This window comes from Sulfitobacter sp. THAF37 (assembly GCF_009363555.1).
Lineage (GTDB): Bacteria > Pseudomonadota > Alphaproteobacteria > Rhodobacterales > Rhodobacteraceae > Sulfitobacter.
In genome coordinates, this window is record NZ_CP045372.1 from 1,367,621 (window position 1) to 1,385,136 (window position 17,516).

General features: G+C 65.0%; 14 protein-coding genes. 11 read left to right on the plus strand and 3 right to left on the minus strand.

The window, feature by feature from the left end; translation table 11 throughout:
- The first annotated feature begins 25 nt into the window (after window positions 1-25).
- A complete protein-coding gene (locus FIU94_RS06825) occupies window positions 26-1,300 on the plus strand; it encodes an RsmB/NOP family class I SAM-dependent RNA methyltransferase (protein WP_152465068.1) in 1,275 nt (424 codons plus the stop codon).
- 289 nt (window positions 1,301-1,589) lie between these two features.
- Here FIU94_RS06825 and FIU94_RS06830 read toward each other — a convergent pair whose 3' ends face one another.
- Window positions 1,590-2,342: a phosphate/phosphite/phosphonate ABC transporter substrate-binding protein gene (locus tag FIU94_RS06830; protein ID WP_152465069.1), complete on the minus strand. Its 753-nt coding sequence runs from the start codon at window positions 2,340-2,342 to the stop codon at window positions 1,590-1,592.
- Window positions 2,343-2,494: 152 nt separating this feature from the next.
- Here FIU94_RS06830 and FIU94_RS06835 point away from each other — a divergent pair, with 152 nt between their 5' ends.
- From FIU94_RS06835 to FIU94_RS06860, 6 genes are all read left to right on the plus strand, one after another.
- On the plus strand, window positions 2,495-4,264 hold the full coding sequence (locus FIU94_RS06835; protein ID WP_152465070.1) for a heparinase II/III family protein: 1,770 nt from the start codon (window positions 2,495-2,497) through the stop codon (window positions 4,262-4,264).
- Between the two features lie 12 nt (window positions 4,265-4,276).
- A complete protein-coding gene (gene purH / locus FIU94_RS06840; protein WP_152465071.1) occupies window positions 4,277-5,863 on the plus strand; it encodes a bifunctional phosphoribosylaminoimidazolecarboxamide formyltransferase/IMP cyclohydrolase in 1,587 nt (528 codons plus the stop codon).
- Between the two features lie 12 nt (window positions 5,864-5,875).
- Window positions 5,876-6,373, plus strand: a complete 498-nt coding sequence (gene lspA, locus FIU94_RS06845; protein ID WP_152465072.1) for a signal peptidase II — start codon at window positions 5,876-5,878, stop codon at window positions 6,371-6,373.
- A gap of 51 nt (window positions 6,374-6,424) precedes the next feature.
- The gene (locus FIU94_RS06850) at window positions 6,425-6,946 is read left to right on the plus strand and encodes a DUF3035 domain-containing protein (RefSeq protein ID WP_152465073.1); all 522 of its coding nucleotides are present in this window, start codon (window positions 6,425-6,427) and stop codon (window positions 6,944-6,946) included.
- A gap of 143 nt (window positions 6,947-7,089) precedes the next feature.
- Window positions 7,090-8,388: a pitrilysin family protein gene (locus FIU94_RS06855; RefSeq protein ID WP_254702648.1), complete on the plus strand. Its 1,299-nt coding sequence runs from the start codon at window positions 7,090-7,092 to the stop codon at window positions 8,386-8,388.
- The gene (locus tag FIU94_RS06860) at window positions 8,385-9,701 is read left to right on the plus strand and encodes a pitrilysin family protein (RefSeq protein WP_152465075.1); all 1,317 of its coding nucleotides are present in this window, start codon (window positions 8,385-8,387) and stop codon (window positions 9,699-9,701) included. Before FIU94_RS06855 ends, FIU94_RS06860 begins: the two co-directional genes overlap by 4 nt.
- A gap of 74 nt (window positions 9,702-9,775) precedes the next feature.
- Here FIU94_RS06860 and FIU94_RS06865 read toward each other — a convergent pair whose 3' ends face one another.
- On the minus strand, window positions 9,776-12,121 hold the full coding sequence (locus FIU94_RS06865) for an aldehyde dehydrogenase family protein (protein WP_152465076.1): 2,346 nt from the start codon (window positions 12,119-12,121) through the stop codon (window positions 9,776-9,778).
- 61 nt (window positions 12,122-12,182) lie between these two features.
- Window positions 12,183-13,196: a deoxyribose-phosphate aldolase gene (deoC, locus tag FIU94_RS06870; RefSeq protein WP_152465077.1), complete on the minus strand. Its 1,014-nt coding sequence runs from the start codon at window positions 13,194-13,196 to the stop codon at window positions 12,183-12,185.
- 170 nt (window positions 13,197-13,366) lie between these two features.
- On the opposite strand from deoC, the gene FIU94_RS06875 reads away from it, so the two are divergent.
- From FIU94_RS06875 to FIU94_RS06890, 4 genes are all read left to right on the plus strand, one after another.
- Entirely contained in the window at window positions 13,367-14,848 is a 1,482-nt protein-coding gene (locus FIU94_RS06875; RefSeq protein WP_172975864.1) for a DUF4153 domain-containing protein, read from the plus strand.
- Window positions 14,845-15,540, plus strand: coding sequence for a response regulator transcription factor (locus tag FIU94_RS06880; RefSeq protein WP_152465079.1), 696 nt, complete (start codon window positions 14,845-14,847; stop codon window positions 15,538-15,540). The genes FIU94_RS06875 and FIU94_RS06880 overlap by 4 nt, the downstream gene beginning before the upstream one ends.
- Window positions 15,525-16,463, plus strand: a complete 939-nt coding sequence (locus FIU94_RS06885) for a sensor histidine kinase KdpD (protein WP_152465080.1) — start codon at window positions 15,525-15,527, stop codon at window positions 16,461-16,463. The genes FIU94_RS06880 and FIU94_RS06885 overlap by 16 nt, the downstream gene beginning before the upstream one ends.
- A 117-nt stretch (window positions 16,464-16,580) precedes the next feature.
- Window positions 16,581-17,513, plus strand: a complete 933-nt coding sequence (locus FIU94_RS06890; RefSeq protein ID WP_254702649.1) for a metal ABC transporter solute-binding protein, Zn/Mn family — start codon at window positions 16,581-16,583, stop codon at window positions 17,511-17,513.
- Window positions 17,514-17,516: the final 3 nt, after the last annotated feature.

Here is a 17,516-nt window from a genome sequence, read left to right on the forward strand (position 1 = left end):
GGCCCCACATCACAAGGGCGATGGCATGGCAGACACCGGCGCAGAGGCGCGCAGAAGCGCGGTTTACCTTCTCGACCAAATTTTGGGAGATGAGCCGAGGCTGATGTCGGAGCTGCTGGCGGCAGGGGCGTTGGACAAGTTGCCGCCAGACGACCGCGCCCGCGCGCAGCGGCTGGCACAGGACACCTTGCGTGGACTGGAACGCGCTGATCGGCTCTTGCAGAAGCACCTGAGGAAACCGCCGCCGCTGACGGTGCGAAATGTTCTGCGTATCGGAACGATGGAACTGTGTCAGGGGGGGGCCGCGCACGGCGTGGTGAACACGATGGTGAACCTCGTTTCCCGTAACCGCAGTCTGAGCCACCTCAAGGGGCTGACAAACGCCGTTCTGCGCAAGGTTGCCGCGGAAGGGCCGGAGGCCTGGGACGCCCTGCGCGCCCCGCGTCTGCCGAAATGGTTGCGCGGCCCGTTGGTGGAAGCCTGGGGCGCAGAGGCGATCGCGGCGATGGAAACGGCGCATTTCGCCGGTGCGCCGCTGGACCTGACGGCCAGGGGGGATACGACGGCGCTGGCCGAGGCAACGGGCGGAGTATTGCTGCCCACCGGTTCGGTCCGGGTTGCGGACGCGGGGCAGGTTTCATTGATGCCGGGCTTTGCTTCGGGCGACTGGTGGGTCCAGGATTCCGCTGCCGCGGTTCCGGTGCGCATCCTGGACCCGCAACCGGCGGAGGTGGTGCTGGACCTCTGTGCGGCACCCGGCGGCAAGACCATGCAACTGGCCGCGGCGGGGGCAGAGGTGACTGCCGTGGATTCATCTGCCGGACGGATGGCGCGGGTTCGGGACAACCTCAGTCGGACGGGGCTGCAGGCAAAGCTGCTGACGCAGGATGCCCGCACCGTCACCGGCACCTATGATGCGATATTGCTTGACGCGCCCTGTTCCGCCACCGGGACTTTGCGCCGCCACCCGGATTTGCCCTATGCAAAGGACGGGTCAGAGTTCGGAGGGCTGATTGATCTGCAGGCCGAGCTGATCGACCACGCCTGGACCCTGCTGAAACCCGGCGGGCGGATGGTGTTCTGTACATGCAGCCTGCTGCCGGACGAAGGCGAGGTGCAGGTGGACGAGGCGCTGGAGCGGCACGGCGACATGCAGGTGGACCGGACCGCGCCCCTTGTGCAGGGGGTGGAAGCCGACTGGCTGACCGCCGAGGGGGGCTTGCGATTGCGCCCGGACTATTGGGCGGACCGGGGCGGTATGGACGGTTTCTATGTCGCCTGCCTGCGCAAGGACGGCTGATACCGGGTCGCAGGGACCGGGCCGTTTTCTTGGCCGCCTCGGAACCGGCGGGCACATTTTTCGAAGCTGAACGGCAGCTTTGGCCGCACCACCTTCTATCTCTGTTTCGCCTGGGGCAAGGTGCAGCCGTTGGTGGCGCAGATCGCTTCCCGCTGTCTCTGCCTTGCGACTGCGATATTCCGATCAACGCAAAAGAAGACATGTCATATTTGACATGTCTTCTTTTGAAGTGGGCCAGGTCAACAGGGCAGTTTCCGGCGCTGGCGCTAGGGCGGCGGTTTTCGCGGTATCACCTGTCTTCGGGCGGTGGGTTCGGGATGGCAAGATAGTCGCGAGAGGGGATGTCGGCCATACCGTTCAGCCCCAGCACCGACCGGTCTGACCTGGACAGCGCCGCCATCCCCTCGACCACCGCGGCGCAGACCGCTTCCCGGTCCATGTCCGCGCCCGTGATATAGGGCAGGCCGGGCGTCGGGGTGGTCCAGGTCAGCACCCGCAACCGGTCCGCAAATGCGTCGTACCGCCGGATCAACCGCCATGTCACCGCGTCCAGCGCCGCGATATCGGCGCGTCCTTCGACAACCGCGCTGGCCGAGTGGCGGTGCCCATGTGTCTGCAGTCGGTCGTCGAACCAGAAGCCCTCGGTCCGTGCCGTGGCGTGCATCGCGGCAAAGCCTGACTGCGATCCCGCCTCGTTGTAGGCGAATCGTGCACCGGCATAGTCGCGCAGCGCCGCCCGGGCATCGTCGGCACGCACCACCACCGCACTGCGGTAATATCCCGGCGCGCACCCGCGCACCCCGAAATCCGGCGTGCCCACCAACGTCACCTGCCCGTGCAGCCGGGTGCGGTACGGCATGCCGCAGGTCTGGCTCAGTACCAGGTCCGGGGCGGTCCAGACCGAAAATACCTCTGCCGTGTTCGACAGTTCATCGGGGGCCGGAATACCGCGCGCCCGCAGCGCCGCTTGCAGGTGCGCCCAGTAGCGCCGGTGAGCCGCCTCGGTCTCGGGTCTGAGGTACATCATCAGGCTTGCGATCATGCCTCCAGGATAGAGATCCGCCTGCACGCCGCATAGCCCGTTTGCGATCTTTCCCGGCGGTGCTGGCGCAACGGGGCAAAAAGCGGTGACACCCGACCGGTCAGACGTTATGCTGTCCGCAAACGCCAGCAGAGCGTCAAGGGCAGCATAACATGATCAGCATCCCCGGCCTGACCGCGCAACGGGCGCGGTTTCTCAACAGGTGGCACGCCCGTGCCGCCACGCGATCCCGCGCGCAGCACCAGGTCAAAGGGTTCGTGTCCTCGCCCGAGCCGCGCACGATCGGGTCTTACGCGCGTGGACGGCAGCTGATCGGGGGCAACTATCTTTTTGCGGGCACCCTGATCAACGCACCGGAGCGCACCCTGTGGGAGCTGGACGTGCCGGATGGCGCCTATGCCGACGAATTGCATGGCTTTGCCTGGCTTGACGACCTTGCGGCGGTGGGTGACGTGTCCGCCCGCCAGGTGGCGCAGCACTGGCTCTGGGACTGGATCGACAGGTTCGGCAAGGGGCGCGGACCGGGCTGGACCCCGGACCTGACCGGCAGGCGGCTGATCCGCTGGATCAACCATGCGATCTTTTGCCTGAGGGGGCAGGAGTCTGAACAAAGCCAGGACTTCTACCGCTCGCTTGAGCAGCAGACGCATTTTCTGTCGCGCCGCTGGCATGGCGCCGCTCCCGGGTTGCCCCGGTTCGAGGCATTGACCGGTCTGATCTACGCCGGTCTCGCGCTTGAGGGGCAAGAGGCTCTGGCCGATCCCGCGATCAAGGCGCTGGCCCGCGAATGCCGAAACCAGGTCGACGCCGAGGGGGGGCTGCCCACCCGCAATCCCGAGGAGCTGCTGGCCGTCTTCACCCTGCTGACCTGGGCCGCGGCGGCGCTCAGCGATGCGGGGCGGGGCACGCCAAAGGACCACTTGGCTGCCATCGCCCGCATTGCACCGACACTTCGGTCGCTGCGTCATGCCGACGGTGGCCTGGCCCGGTTTCACGGTGGCGGGCGCGGGATAGAGGGGTGGCTGGATCACGCGCTGGCGGCGGCCAAGGTGCGCGCGGCCCCCTCTGGCGGGCTGTCGATGGGCTATGCACGGCTGTCGGGGGGGCGCACCTCGGTGGTCATTGATGCTGCCGTGCCACCGACCGGTCCGGCATCCGGCAATGCCCATGCCTCCACCCTCGCTTTTGAGCTGACCTCGGGCCGGCGCCCGCTGATCGTCAACTGCGGGGCCGGTGCCTCCTTTGGCCTGGAGTGGCGCCGGGCGGGAAGGGCGACACCGTCGCATTCCGCCCTGTGCCTCGGCGGGTATTCCAGCGCCCGGCTGGCCGAGCCGGATCGCGACACAGGACGCGAGGCGCTGATCGACGGGCCCACTCATGTGCCGGTCGAGATCAGTTCCGCCGGTGACGGCATCCGCTTCCAAGGCGGGCACAACGGCTATGTGCGCTCTCACGGGCTGACACACGCGCGCACCTTCGAACTCACGCTCGACGGGCGGGGGCTTGCGGGCGAGGACATGCTGCTGGCGATGGAGGACATCGAGAAGCGCCGCTTTGACAGGGCGCTGGACGCAGCGAAACTCAAGGGCCTGCGCTTTGACATCCGCTTTCACCTGCATCCCGACGTAGACGCGACGCTGGACCTAGGTGGTGCGGCGGTGTCGATGGCGCTCAAGAGCGGTGAAATCTGGGTGTTCCGTCATGACGGCACACATAATCTCTCGCTCGAACCGGGGGCCTACCTGGAAACCACGCGTCTCAAACCCCGCGCGACGCGTCAGATCGTGCTGTCCGGCATGGCATTTACCTATGCAACGCGGGTCAGGTGGTCCTTGTCCAAGGCGCAGGAAACTGCGATTGGCGTGCGTGATCTGTCGCTGGACGACCCTTGGACCGATCACACCGACCCGGACGAACAATAGGACCCCTGCCAAATGCCCGATCTTTCCCCCGTCAAACGCGCCCTCCTTTCCGTATCAGACAAGACCGGCCTCGTTGAGCTTGGCCAGGCATTGGCCGGGCATGGGGTCGAACTGCTGTCGACCGGCGGCACCGCAAGGGCGTTGCGCGACGCGGGACTGGACGTAAAGGATGTGTCAGAGGTCACGGGCTTCCCCGAGATGATGGACGGCCGGGTAAAGACGCTGCACCCGGTCGTGCACGGTGGCCTGCTGGCGCTGCGTGACAACGACGATCACGTGGCCGCCATGAACGAACACGACATCGGCGGCATCGACCTCGTCGTGGTCAACCTCTATCCGTTCGAGGCAACCGTGGCCAAAGGGGCAGAATACGCCGAAGTGATCGAGAACATCGACATCGGCGGTCCGGCAATGATCCGTTCGGCGGCCAAGAACCACGGCTTCGTGAATGTCGTTGTGGATACCGAGGACTACGCCGCCGTGATCGAAGAGCTTGACGCCAACGGCGGGCAGACCTCCTATGCCCTGCGCCAGCGTCTGGCCCAGACCGCCTATGCCAGAACCGCCGCTTACGACACCGCTGTCAGCACATGGATGGCCGCGCAGGTGCCGGGCACACCGCGCCGCCGGACTTTTGGCGGCACACTGGCGCAACCCCTGCGTTACGGCGAAAACCCGCACCAAAGCGCCGCATTCTACACCGACGGGTCCGACCGTCCGGGCGTCGCGACGGCACAGCAGCACCAGGGCAAGGAACTGAGCTACAACAACATCAACGACACCGACGCGGCCTTTGAGCTGGTCAGCGAATTTGCCCCCGAGAACGGTCCTGCCTGCGCCATCATCAAGCACGCCAACCCCTGCGGCGTGGCCACCGGTAAGACCATGGTGGAGGCCTATACCCGTGCCTTCGACTGCGACCGCACGTCCGCTTTCGGCGGCATCATCGCGCTCAATCAGGTTCTGGACGGCGAAACCGCCGAGGCGATCAGCCGGATTTTCACCGAAGTGGTGATTGCCCCCGGTGCCGACGAAGACGCCATGAGTATTTTTGGCAAAAAGAAAAACCTGCGTCTGCTCACGACCGGCGGGCTCGCCCCCCGCGACGCGGCGGCGCTGGCGGTCCGGCAGGTGTCGGGAGGGTGGCTGGTGCAGGACAAGGACATCGGCCGTATCACCCGCGACGATTTGAAAGTCGTGACCAAACGCCAACCTTCGGCGCAGGAAATGGCAGACCTGCTTTTTGCATGGACCGTGGCCAAACACGTCAAGTCGAATGCCATCATCTACGTCAAGGACGGCGCGACGGTGGGCGTCGGCGCGGGCCAGATGAGCCGTGTCGACAGCACGCGCATCGCTGCGCGCAAGGCTCAGGACATGGCGGAGGCGATGGACCTGCCCGCGCCTTTGACGCAAGGGTCGGTTGTGGCATCCGATGCCTTCTTCCCCTTTGCGGACGGGCTGGTGACAGCAGCGGAAGCCGGGGCAACCGCCCTGATCCAGCCTGGCGGGTCCATGCGCGATGACGAGGTGATCGCGGCGGCGGACGACGCCGGACTTGCCATGGTCTTTACCGGTATGCGCCACTTCCGGCACTGAGGCGGGCGAAACATGCGCAGCTTTCTTGTCTTCGGCATCCTGGCCTTTGCGATCGACCAGATCAGCAAGTATCTGGTGATCCACACGATGGAACTGGCGCGTATCCGGTCCATCGACGTGGTGCCGCCACTTCTGAACTTCCGATACGGCGAGAACCGGGGCATCAACTTTGGCCTGTTCGGCGGTGGATCGGACGCGAGCCGCTGGATTCTGATCGCGCTGGCGGCGGTGATCTGCGTCGCGGTAACGATCTGGCTGGCGCGCTCGGCCCAGCCCCGGCTGGCCCGGATCAGCGGCGGCCTGCTGGTCGGCGGCGCGCTGGCCAATGTGCTGGACCGGCTGCTGTACGGATACGTGCTGGATTTCCTGAACATGTCCTGTTGCGGGATAGAGAACCCCTTTGTCTTCAACATCGCGGATGTCTTCATCTTTGCGGGTGCATTGGGCCTGATCTTCTTCAGCCGCGACGGGAATTCCGCTGCCGGAAAGCCGCGGAAAAAACATAAGTGACATTGCCCGCCCCCCTGCGATATTGAGGGGCAGACCCAAAGGAGACGCACCATGCGCCGTACCGTCCTGATGATCCTGATCCCGCTGGCCCTGTCGGCCTGTGCCAATCAGGGTTTGCGTGACCTCCGGACCAACTCCAAAGGGCCGGATGAATTCATGATTTCCCCCGCCGGCCCGCTGCAGGAGCCCGCAAGCTACAGCACGCTGCCGCCCCCGACACCGGGTCAGGCCAACCTGACTGATCGTTCCGCCCTCAGCGAGGGTGTCACCGCGTTTGGTGGCAACCCGCAGGCATTGCAGGGCGGAATCGACGCGCGGGACGGGGCGCTGGTCAACCACGCCAACCGCAAGGGCGTGACCCCGGGTATCCGGACGATCCTTGCAGAGGCGGACGCGGATTTCCGCCGCCGCAAGGGTCGGCTCACGCAGATCAGGATTGTGCCGGTGGACCGGTACGAACAGGCCTACAGGCGTCAGGCGCTCGACGCGTCGGCTGAGGCCGCGCGCTGGCGCCGCGCCGGGGCGCGCACGCCATCCTCGCCGCCACGGGATACGCGCTTTAACCCCAGCTGATCCGTGCCTGAGCTGAACTGACGACTCATTTATCTGTGAGTTGCCTTGATAATGCGGGCTGCGTGCGTACCTCTGTGCCAATCGGTTTCAAAGGAGCGGCCATGAAGAAAGTGCAACTTCTCGGTGTGGTCCTGGCGCTTGCCATGCCCGCCGTGGCGCAGGCCAGGGACAACGAGGCGGTCACAAGCTTTACCCTGGACAACGGTATGGATGTCGTCGTGGTCGAAGACCACCGCGCACCCGTGGTGCAGCAGATGGTCTGGTACAGGGCCGGGTCTGCGGACGAACCCAAGGGATCGTCCGGGGTGGCGCATTTTCTTGAACACCTGCTGTTCAAGGCCACCGACAAGATGGAAGCCGGCGAATTCTCGGCCACCGTCGCCGCCAACGGCGGTCGCGACAATGCCTTTACCAGCTACGATTACACCGCCTACTACCAGCGGGTCGCGGCGGACAGGCTGGAACTGATGATGCGGATGGAAAGCGACCGGATGCGCAACATCCGCCTGACCCCCGAAAACATTGCGACCGAACGTGATGTCATCATCGAAGAGCGCAAGCAAAGGACAGAGAATAATCCCGGCGCGCTGATGAGCGAACAGATGAACGCGGCTCAATACCTCAACCACCGTTATGGCAGCCCTGTCATTGGCTGGATGCATGAAATGGAGGCGTTGGATCTCGACGATGCGCTGTCTTTCTATGAGACCTACTATTCTCCCAACAACGCGATCCTCGTGGTCTCGGGCGATGTAGACCCGGATGATGTGCGCACCCTGGCCGAGGAATATTATGGTGTGATCCCCGCCAACCCGGACCTGCCGGAGCGGGTCCGCACCCAAGAGCCGCCGCAAACCGCCGAACGCCGCCTGACCTTTCGCGACGCGCGGGTGGCGCAGCCCTATGTCAGCCGGTCTTACCTTGCGCCGGAGCGCGATCCCGGCGACCAGAAAGAGGCCGCCGCGCTGACGCTTCTGGCCGAGATATTGGGCGGTGGAACCACGTCTTTCTTGGCCGAGAAACTCCAGTTTGATCAGCAGCTCGTTACCTATTCCGGTGCGTTCTACCGGGGCGTCGCGCTCGACGACACGACATTCGATCTTGCGGTTGTCCCCGCCGCCGGGGTCAGCCTGCAAGAGGCCGAAGACGCGATGGACGCGGCACTGGCCGATTTCTTGGAGGTGGGCGTGGATGCGGAGCAACTCGACCGGATCAAACTGCAGATCCGTGCCAGCCAGATCTATGCCCGCGACGATGCGGATTCCGTTGCCAACCGCTATGGGCAGGCGCTGGCCACCGGGCTCAGCGTCGAAGACGTGCAGAACTGGCCAGATGTGCTGGAGGCCGTGACCGCCGATGACATCATGGCCGCCGCGCGAAGTGTTCTTGATAAAAGGCAGTCGGTCACCGGATGGCTGATGAAACCGGAGGTCACGCAATGAAACTGATTTATGGTCTGATCGTCGCGGTCCTGATGGCGCTGCCTGCACGGGCAGAGGTGAACATTCAATCGGTTGAAAGCCCCGGCGGTGTGACCGCCTGGCTGGTAGAAGACCATTCTATCCCCTTCGTGGCGCTTGAACTGCGCTTTCGAGGCGGTGCCTCGCTGGACCGGCCGGGCAAGCGCGGCGCGGTCAACCTGATGACCGCGTTGCTGGAAGAGGGGGCGGGAGAGATGGACGCGCGGGCCTTCTCCAAGGCGTCCGAGGCGCTGGCGACTTCATTCGGCTTCGATGCCTCACGCGATGATGTGTCGGTGTCGGCCCGTTTTCTGACCGAAAACAGGGACGCGTCCATTGACCTGCTGCGTGCGGCCCTGCAGGATCCGGCATTTGATCAGGCCTCGATCGACCGGGTGCGCGGTCAGGTGATGTCGATCATCCAGTCGGATGCCAAGGATCCCGACGACATTGCCAGCGATACCTTTGACCGGATTGCCTTTGGCGACCATCCCTATGCCACGTCGCTGAACGGGACGCTGGACAGCGTGGCGGCGCTGACCCGACAGGATCTGTTGACGGCCAAGAACGATGTGCTGGCCCGCGACCGGGTCTACATCGGCGCCGTGGGCGATATCACGCCCGAGGAACTGGGCAGGTTGCTGGACGACCTGCTGGGCGATCTGCCCGAGACGGGCGCACCGATGCCGCCGCGCGCCGACGTGACGATCCCCGGGGGCGTGACGGTGGTCGATTTCCCGACGCCGCAGTCGGTCGCGGTCTTTGGTCAGAAAGGGATCGCGCAGGATGACCCCGATTTCTTTGCCGCGCTGCTTTTAAACCATGTGCTGGGTGGCGGGTCCTTTGAAAGCCGCCTGATGGATGAGGTGCGCGAGAAGCGGGGCCTCACCTACGGCGTCTACTCCTACCTTGTGGCCCGCGATCTGGCCGAGGTTTACATGGGGTCGGTCAGTTCATCGAACGACCGTGTCGCCGAAGCCATAGAGGTGATCCGTGACGAATGGGCCAAGGCCGCCGAAAACGGCCTCACGCCGGAAGAGCTGGAGGCTGCCAAGACGTACATCACCGGCGCCTATCCGTTGCGTTTCGACGGGAATGCGCCCATCGCCAATATCCTGGTGGGGATGCAGCTTCTGGGGCTGCCCATCGACTATGTCGCCACGCGCAACGACAAGGTCGAAGCGGTGACGCTGGACGATGTGAACCGTGTGGCAAACGAATTGCTGGACCCGGAAGGGCTGCAGTTCGTCGTCGTGGGTCAGCCGGAAGGTCTGAGTAGCACCACCAGCAACTGATCGGTCTATGCGCCCGAACGTGATGAAGAGTCTGTTTCCTGAGCCTTCAAGACCTCCGGAAACAGACCAGGGCGTCATTCGCCATATGGTATCCAGATGTTCTTGACCTCTGTCGCGGCCTGCAGAAACGGCATTCCTTCGCCGTCGGCGCCCATCCAGTCGCGGGCATAGCCATTGTTCACCCACGTCCGCTTGATGTTCGACGCGGCGCCCTTTTCGACGATCTTGCTGAATTCCGCCGCCCCGAAGGACCAGACCGCATCCACATCCATGTGCCGTGCCATCGTGTCGGCGACGTCAGCATGCGGCCCGGTCAGGATGTTCACCACGCCTGCAGGCACATCCGAGGTTTCCAGCACCTGTATGAAATCCGTGGCCGACAGCGGATAGGGTTCCGATGCGGCAAGGATCACGCGGTTGCCCATCGCCATCGCCGGTGCCATGACAGAGATCAGACCCAGCAGCGGGGCCTCCGCCGGGCAAAGCGCCGCGATCACCCCCACCGGTTCCTTCATCGCCAGCGCCACCCCCCGGATCGGCACGCCATGCACCTGGCCATCATATTTGTCGGCCCAGGCGGCATAGGTGAACAGCCGCCTGATGCTGGCCTCAACCTCTTTCGCGCCGGTCTTTCCGCCCAGCATCGCATCCAGACGATGCGCGAATTCATCCGCCCGCGCGGCCAGATTTTCGGCCATGTAGTACATGATCTGCGCCCGGAGGTGGCCGGTCGTCTTGCTCCAGCCCTTTGCGGCCTGCGCCGCCTCAACCGCGTTGCGCAAATCCTTGCGGTTGGCAAGGCTCGCATGGCCCAGCAGCGCGCCGTTCTTTGCCCAGACCGGGGTTGAATACCCACCATCGGGCCGCGTCTGCTTGCCCCCGATATAGAGTTTGGCTGTTCGGTCGATCGGGTCCTCCGGGGCGCCCTCGCCGGTGTGGGGCTCAATCCCTTTCAGGGGCTTGGGCGTGGTTTTCGAACGTGTGTAGGCTGTCAGCCCCTCCCAGCCGCCCTCGCGGCCGAAACCGCTTTCGCGGACGCCGCCGAAACCGGCTGCGGCATCCATCAGGTTGGTGCCGTTGATCCAGACAATTCCCGCCGCCAGCTGCGGCGCGATGTCCAGCGCCAGGTTGATGTTCTCGGACCACAGGGTCGCCGCCAGCCCGTAGCGCGTGTTGTTGGCCAGACTCACCGCCTCCGCCGGGGTGCGGAAGGTCGTTGAGACCAGCACAGGGCCAAAAATCTCTTCCTGCATCAGCGCATCCGCCGGGTTCAGGCCGGTGATCAGCGTCGGCGGGTAATAGCAGCCGTTTTCCGGCAGTGCGATGTCCGCGACAAAGCGTTCCCCGGCGGTGTTCGCTGCGACCATCTCGCTGACCGATTTCAACTGTACCGGATCGACGAGCGAGCCGACGTCGATGCTCTTGTCCAGCGGATTGCCGACGCGAAGCTTGGCCATGCGGGCGCGCAGCTTGGCATAGAAGGTCTCTGCCACCGGTTCATGCACCAGCAGACGTGATCCCGCGCAGCAAACCTGACCCTGGTTGAACCAGATCGCATCCACCAGCCCCTCGACCGCGCTGTCGAGGTCGGCGTCGTCAAAGACGATGTAGGGCGACTTGCCGCCCAGCTCCAGCGTCAGTGCCTTGCCGCTGCCTGCCGTGGCTTCGCGGATGCGACGCCCGACCGAGGTAGAGCCGGTAAAGGCGATTTTGTCGATGTCGTCGTGGCCCACGATCATCTCGCCCACCGCGCCGTCACCGGTGACGATGTTCACGACACCCTTTGGCAAACCCGCCTGACGGCAGATGTCGGCAAACAGCAGAGCGGTCAGCGAAGTGTATTCCGCGGGCTTCAGAAGCACGGTGTTGCCCATCGCCAGCGCAGGCGCGACTTTCCACGCCAGCATCAGCAGGGGGAAGTTCCAGGGGATGATCTGTCCGCAGACCCCCAGCGCCTGCGCGTCGGGCAGCTCGGCCTCCATCAGTTGCGCCATACCCGCGTGGTAATAGAAATGGCGCTGTGCGAGCGGCACGTCGATGTCGCGCGCTTCGCGGATGGGTTTGCCGTTGTCCAGCACCTCCAGCACCGCGAAAAGGCGCGCGTGTTTCTGCAACAATCGCGCCAGCGCATAGAGATATCGCGCGCGGCCATGGCCGCCCAGCTTCTCCCATTTCGGCTGCGCCTTGCGCGCAGCCTTTACGGCGGCGTCCACATCCGCCTGCATGGCCTGCGTCAGGGTCGCCAGAACCTCGCCCGTTGCCGGGTTGGTGCTGTCGAACCCCTCGCCGGGGTCGGTAAAGGCGCCGTCGATGAAATGGCCAAACCGGCTGCCCTGGTCGACCAGCCACGCCAGCGCATCCGCGGCGCTTTCGGGGGCCGGACCGTAGTCCATGGTGTCAAAGATTTCAGAGACGGTCATATGCGCCCCTTTCCCGTTAATATTTTGTATACGATTTCAACCGGGTTCCCCATGGGCTGCCCTAGCTTGCCGCATGGCGGTAGCCCGCCGAGTAGCTGCCGGTCACGTGATGTTCCAGCTGCCGCTCGATGTCGTTCAGCAACGAGGACGCGCCAAAGCGGAAGAGATCGGGCTGCATCCAGCGGTCGCCCAGTTCCTCCTTCATCAGCGCCAGATAGGTGATCGCGTCCTTGGCCTTGGAAATCCCGCCCGCGGGTTTGTAGCCGATGCGGATGCCGGTGCGGTCGTGGTAATCGCGGATCGCGCGGATCATCACCAGGCTGACCGGCAGGGTCGCGTTGACGCTTTCCTTGCCGGTGGAGGTCTTGATGAAATCCGCCCCTGCCATCATGCAGACAAGGCTGGCGCGGGCCACGTTGCGCAGGGTGCCCAGTTCGCCCGTGGCAAGGATCGCTTTCACATGCGCATCGCCGCAGGCATCGCGCATCGCGCGCATTTCATCGTAGAGCGCCTGCCAGTCGCCGGACAGCACGTGGCGGCGCGAGATCACGATGTCGATCTCCGACGCCCCGGCGGCGACGCTCATCTCGATCTCCTTGAGGCGCAGCTCGAACGGCGAAAGCCCCGCCGGAAATCCGGTGGAGACAGCGGCGACCGGGATGCCCGTGCCATCCAGCGCCGCGACGGCGGGGGCGATCATCTCGTGATAGACGCAGACGGCGCCCGTGGTGATCGGCCCCATGCCCAGCGCGTCGAGCAGTGCCGGAGCAACGGGCTGCCGCGCCTTGGCGCAGAGCCGCTCAACCCGGCGCGCGGTGTCGTCGCCCGACAGCGTTGTCAGGTCGATGCAGGTGATCGCCCGCAAAAGCCAGGCGGCCTGGTACGCCTTCTTGACCGATCTGCGGGCTGGCAAGCTCGCCGCGCGCCGCTCGATCGCCGAGGTATTGGCCCGCGCGCCCAGTACCCAGTTCAGGTCCAGCGGCATGCCCGGATTGCGCGGCAGGGCGACCTGCGGCAGATGGGTCTGCTCGGTCCGCGCGAGTTCTGTCTGGGCCTTGGCTGACGATTGTGCCATCGCGTCTCTCCGCTTCGGGGTCAGATGACGAAGGTGCCACGCAGGCCCCCCCTTTGGCAAGCGAACCTGCCGCCACGTTCCTTGCGCAAAAACTGCACAAACAACTTTCTTGGTCTGCACGACGGCTTGGCATCATGCCTCCTGATAATACGAAACGAGGGGCAAGAAAGATGAAGACATTCCTGATCCGCGGCGTGCCGCTGGCGATGCAGCAGGACGGATGGTGGCTGAACGCACCCGCCGATCCGCCAGCATCAGGCAAAGCCCGTGTAACGCGGGCTTCCGTTTGGCACGTGGCGCTGCTGGTGGCGATGATCGCGCTTGGCGATGCGCTGGTCTGGCAGGTGACGCCGGGTCTGTCGCTGGCGGTGTTCGGGGCGGCGATGGTGCTGGCCGCTGTCGTCACCGCCCGGCGCCTTCACCCAAAGCGCCTGGGGGTGGTCGTGGCGGGCAGCCTCTTGTCCTTTCTTCCGCTGGTCGAGCTGGTGCAGCCGCTCTCTCTCGCCATCGCCGTGTTGGGCGGGTCGGTGGTGCTGGCCGTGGTGGCGGGTCTGCAGGGCCGGGATATCCCCCGCGCGGCGCTCCGGCTTTGGCCGGTGGGGATGGAACAGACGGTAGAGGACGGTGCCCGCGCACTGGGGCGCCCCAATACGCACCTGGTGTCCGGCTGGGCCCGGCAGGCGATCCGGCGCTGGCTGGTTCCTGTCCTGCTGGGGGCTGTCTTCATGCTTTTGCTGCTGATGGCGAACCCGATCGCGGACCGCTGGGTGGCCGACGTCGCCGCCTGGGACCCGACCCTGCCGCAGGCCGAGCGGGCGGGCTTCTGGCTGTGCCTGCTGCCGTTGGTCTGGACGGCCCTGCGCCTGTCCGCAATGCGCGAGCGACTGGCGGCGGCACCGGCGCGGCGGCATGCCGGTCCGCGACAGGAAGGGCTGATCAATCCGGCCTCGACCGTGCGGGCGCTGGTTCTGTTCAACGGGGTCTTCCTTGTTCAGACAATGCTGGATGCGATCTACCTCTATGGCGGGGTCGGGCTGCCGCGCGGTATCACCTATGCGGAATACGCCCACCGGGGAGCCTATCCTCTGGTGGTGACTGGCCTGTTGGCGGGTGGCTTTGCCTTGCTGACCCGGCGATGGGTGCAGGGCGATACCTTGTTGCGCGGTCTGCTGCTGGCATGGGTGGCGCAGAATGTAGCGCTGGTGGTTTCGTCGTTGGTGCGGCTGGACCTGTACGTGGGGGTTTACGGGCTGACCCACCTGCGGCTGGCCGCCGCGATCTGGATGGGGATGACTGCTGTCGGGCTGGCACTGATCTTCTGGCAGGTCTGTGCCGGGCGGAACAATCTCTGGCTGATGCTGCGCGGCGGAGGGCTGTCGGTGGCGGTGGTCTACGGCTGCGCCTTCTTCAGCTTTGACGCCGCCATCGCCCGCTACAATCTGACCCATCCTGTCGCGCAGGACCGCGCCTATCTTTGCGGTCTCGGCGCGGCGGCCCGACCGGTGATCGCGGCGGCAGAGGTCGCGCGGCGCCACCGCATCTGTCCGGGCGGCCATCGCATATCCGTGCCGCGAGACTGGCGCGAATGGGGCTTTCGCACCGCACGCGCCCGCAATAGCCTTGCCGCCATCCAGTCGAAGGCCCCCAGATGACCGCCCCGCATATCCTGATCGTAGATGACGACCCCCAAATCCGCACCGTACTGCGCATGGCGCTGACCAAGGCGGGCATGACCAGCGACGAGGCGGGAGACGGCGCCGAGGGACTGACCAAGGCGCAATCGGGCCGCTTTGACCTGGTGGTGCTGGACATCGGCCTGCCGCAGATGGATGGCCTTGCCCTGTGCCGCGCCCTGCGTCGGACCGACCGGACCCCGGTGCTGTTCCTGACCGCGCGGGATGACGAGATCGACCGCGTGCTGGGGTTTGAGCTTGGCGGCGACGACTACGTGAACAAACCTTTTTCGCCCCGCGAGTTGACCGCCCGGATCGGCGCGATCCTGCGGCGCAGTGCCGGGGCGCGGGAAGAATCGAACCACAGGCTGACGCGCGGCATTCTTGCGCTGGACGTCGGGCGGCACGGGTGCACCGTGAACGAACAGGTTGTAACGCTGACGGCGCGCGAGATGAAGATCCTGGCGCAGCTCATGGCAAGGCCCGATCAGGTGATGCCGCGCCGGGCGCTGACCGATGCGGTCTATGGCGCGCATGTCCATGTCTCGGACCGCACGGTCGACAGTCACCTCCGCAACCTGCGCGCCAAGTTGGCCGAGGCAGCCTGCCCTGACGCGATCGAGACGGTGCACGGTGTCGGGATCAGGATGGGTCCATGCCGGGGGACGTAAAGCGCAAATGGCGCCCGCCGCTGGCTTTGATCGTGTGCGGCGCGATGGCGGGCATCGTCGCGGTGCCGGTCCTGGGGCTGAGCTATTTCCGGGTCGCGGGCAACGTGCTGGGTTGGGCAGAGACTGCCTGGCTCATCCTCTGGCTGGCGATCGTGTCGGCGGCAATCCTGGGCTACCTGCTGTGGCGGTTGGTGCTGCGCCCCGTGACCGCGCTGACCGTATACGCCCGCGACATGAAGGCGGGCCGCGCGGGAACCCCGCCCGCGCATTTCGGCACGCCGGAATTCTCGGATCTTGGGCATAGCGTAATCGCTATGGGCGCGACACTGCAGAACCGCGCGGCCACGATGCGGGCCTATGCCGACCACGTCACGCACGAGATGAAGTCGCCCCTGACTGCGATCACCGGGGCCGCCGAGCTGCTGAATGATGCGACCGATGACGAGCGCAGCGCACTGATGGCAACCATCGCCGCGTCTGCGGCGCGCATGGATCAGCTGCTGGGCGACCTTCGCCGACACGCGGCGGCGGGCCTTGCCCGCAGGGGCGGCGAGATTTTGCTGTCTTCGGCGGCGGGGCAGATCACCGACCTGACTGTGACAGTGAACCGCGATGGCAAAGTGCCGATGCCCGAGGAAGATCTGGTGGCGGTGCTGAAGCAGCTTTCTCAGAACGCGGCGACCCATGCGGCGGACCGGATTACGCTGGATTGGGACGCGGGCAGGCTCACGGTTGCCGACAATGGTTCGGGCGTGTCGCAAGGCAATCGTGACCGGCTGTTCGATCCGTTCTTTACCACGACCCGCGCACAGGGCGGTACCGGCATGGGCCTTGCCATCGTGCGGGCGCTGATCGGCGCGCATGGCGGCACCATTGCCCATGTGCCGACACAAAATGGAGCGGTTTTCGAGATATCTTTCTAGGGCGCGGTGAGATTGCGAATTATTCGCAATCTTGTTGACTTAGTTGCGAATCAATCTCATATAGAAGTCATGAAAAACATGATCCCCAATTTCACACTGACACGCCGTGCCACTCTGATGGGGGGGCTTGCGCTGTTTGCCACGCCACCTGCACTGCGCGCAGCGGGCGTGCTGGACGTTGTCGCCACGACAGGCATGATCGCCGATGGCGCCCGGCGTATCGGCGGGGATGCCGTGACCGTCCGGGCCCTGATGGGGCCCGGCGTCGACCCGCATGGATACCGCCAGACCCGCAGTGACATCGTTGCGATGACACGGGCGGACCTGACCCTGTGGCACGGCCTGTTCCTTGAGGCGCAGATGGAGCGGTTTTTTGAGGATCTCGGCGGCAAGCGCCGTGTCGTTGCAGTGGCCGAGGCGCTGGACAGGGGCAGGTTGCTGGAACACGCCGATTACGCGGGGCGATATGACCCGCACGTCTGGATGGCGCCCGATATCTGGACGGATGTGGTCACGAAAATCGCAAGTGCCTTGAAAGAAGCGCGCCCCGACATGGCGGAAGTGTTCGCCGCGAATGCCGCCGCCTACCAAGAAGAGCTGGCACTGCTGTCGTCCTATGCCGGTGACGTCCTGGCCAAGGTGCCGGAAGAGAGCCGCGTGCTGGTCACGGCGCATGACGCCTTCAGCTACTTCGGGCGGGCCTACGGGTTCGAGGTAATCGGTATTCAGGGCATCTCTACCAATTCGGAAGCGGGGCTGAACCGCATCTCCGAACTTGTGGACGTGCTGGTTGACCGCAAGATCGGTGCTGTTTTTGTCGAAACCTCCGTTTCGGACCGCAACATGCGCGCGCTGATCGAAGGTGCGGCGGCGCGGGGCCACGAGGTTGTCATCGGCGGATCGCTTTATTCCGACGCGATGGGGCAGGAAGGCACTTACGAGGGAACCTACATCGGCATGATCGACCATAACGTGACAACCATCGCCCGGGCTCTGGGCGCGGATGTGTCACCCGGCGGCATGACCGGCAAGCTGAGCAGCGGGAGCTGAGCC

Excerpts from the sequence above, each read along its gene's own strand:
- FIU94_RS06825 (WP_152465068.1), top strand. The coding sequence starts at position 26 with ATGGCAGACACCGGCGCAGAGGCGCGCAGAAGCGCGGTTTACCTTCTC.
- FIU94_RS06830 (WP_152465069.1), bottom strand. The coding sequence starts at position 2,342 with ATGATCGCAAGCCTGATGATGTACCTCAGACCCGAGACCGAGGCGGCT.
- FIU94_RS06835 (WP_152465070.1), top strand. The coding sequence starts at position 2,495 with ATGATCAGCATCCCCGGCCTGACCGCGCAACGGGCGCGGTTTCTCAAC.
- purH (WP_152465071.1), top strand. The coding sequence starts at position 4,277 with ATGCCCGATCTTTCCCCCGTCAAACGCGCCCTCCTTTCCGTATCAGAC.
- lspA (WP_152465072.1), top strand. The coding sequence starts at position 5,876 with ATGCGCAGCTTTCTTGTCTTCGGCATCCTGGCCTTTGCGATCGACCAG.
- FIU94_RS06850 (WP_152465073.1), top strand. The coding sequence starts at position 6,425 with ATGCGCCGTACCGTCCTGATGATCCTGATCCCGCTGGCCCTGTCGGCC.
- FIU94_RS06855 (WP_254702648.1), top strand. The coding sequence starts at position 7,090 with ATGCCCGCCGTGGCGCAGGCCAGGGACAACGAGGCGGTCACAAGCTTT.
- FIU94_RS06860 (WP_152465075.1), top strand. The coding sequence starts at position 8,385 with ATGAAACTGATTTATGGTCTGATCGTCGCGGTCCTGATGGCGCTGCCT.
- FIU94_RS06865 (WP_152465076.1), bottom strand. The coding sequence starts at position 12,121 with ATGACCGTCTCTGAAATCTTTGACACCATGGACTACGGTCCGGCCCCC.
- deoC (WP_152465077.1), bottom strand. The coding sequence starts at position 13,196 with ATGGCACAATCGTCAGCCAAGGCCCAGACAGAACTCGCGCGGACCGAG.
- FIU94_RS06875 (WP_172975864.1), top strand. The coding sequence starts at position 13,367 with ATGAAGACATTCCTGATCCGCGGCGTGCCGCTGGCGATGCAGCAGGAC.
- FIU94_RS06880 (WP_152465079.1), top strand. The coding sequence starts at position 14,845 with ATGACCGCCCCGCATATCCTGATCGTAGATGACGACCCCCAAATCCGC.
- FIU94_RS06885 (WP_152465080.1), top strand. The coding sequence starts at position 15,525 with ATGCCGGGGGACGTAAAGCGCAAATGGCGCCCGCCGCTGGCTTTGATC.
- FIU94_RS06890 (WP_254702649.1), top strand. The coding sequence starts at position 16,581 with ATGGGGGGGCTTGCGCTGTTTGCCACGCCACCTGCACTGCGCGCAGCG.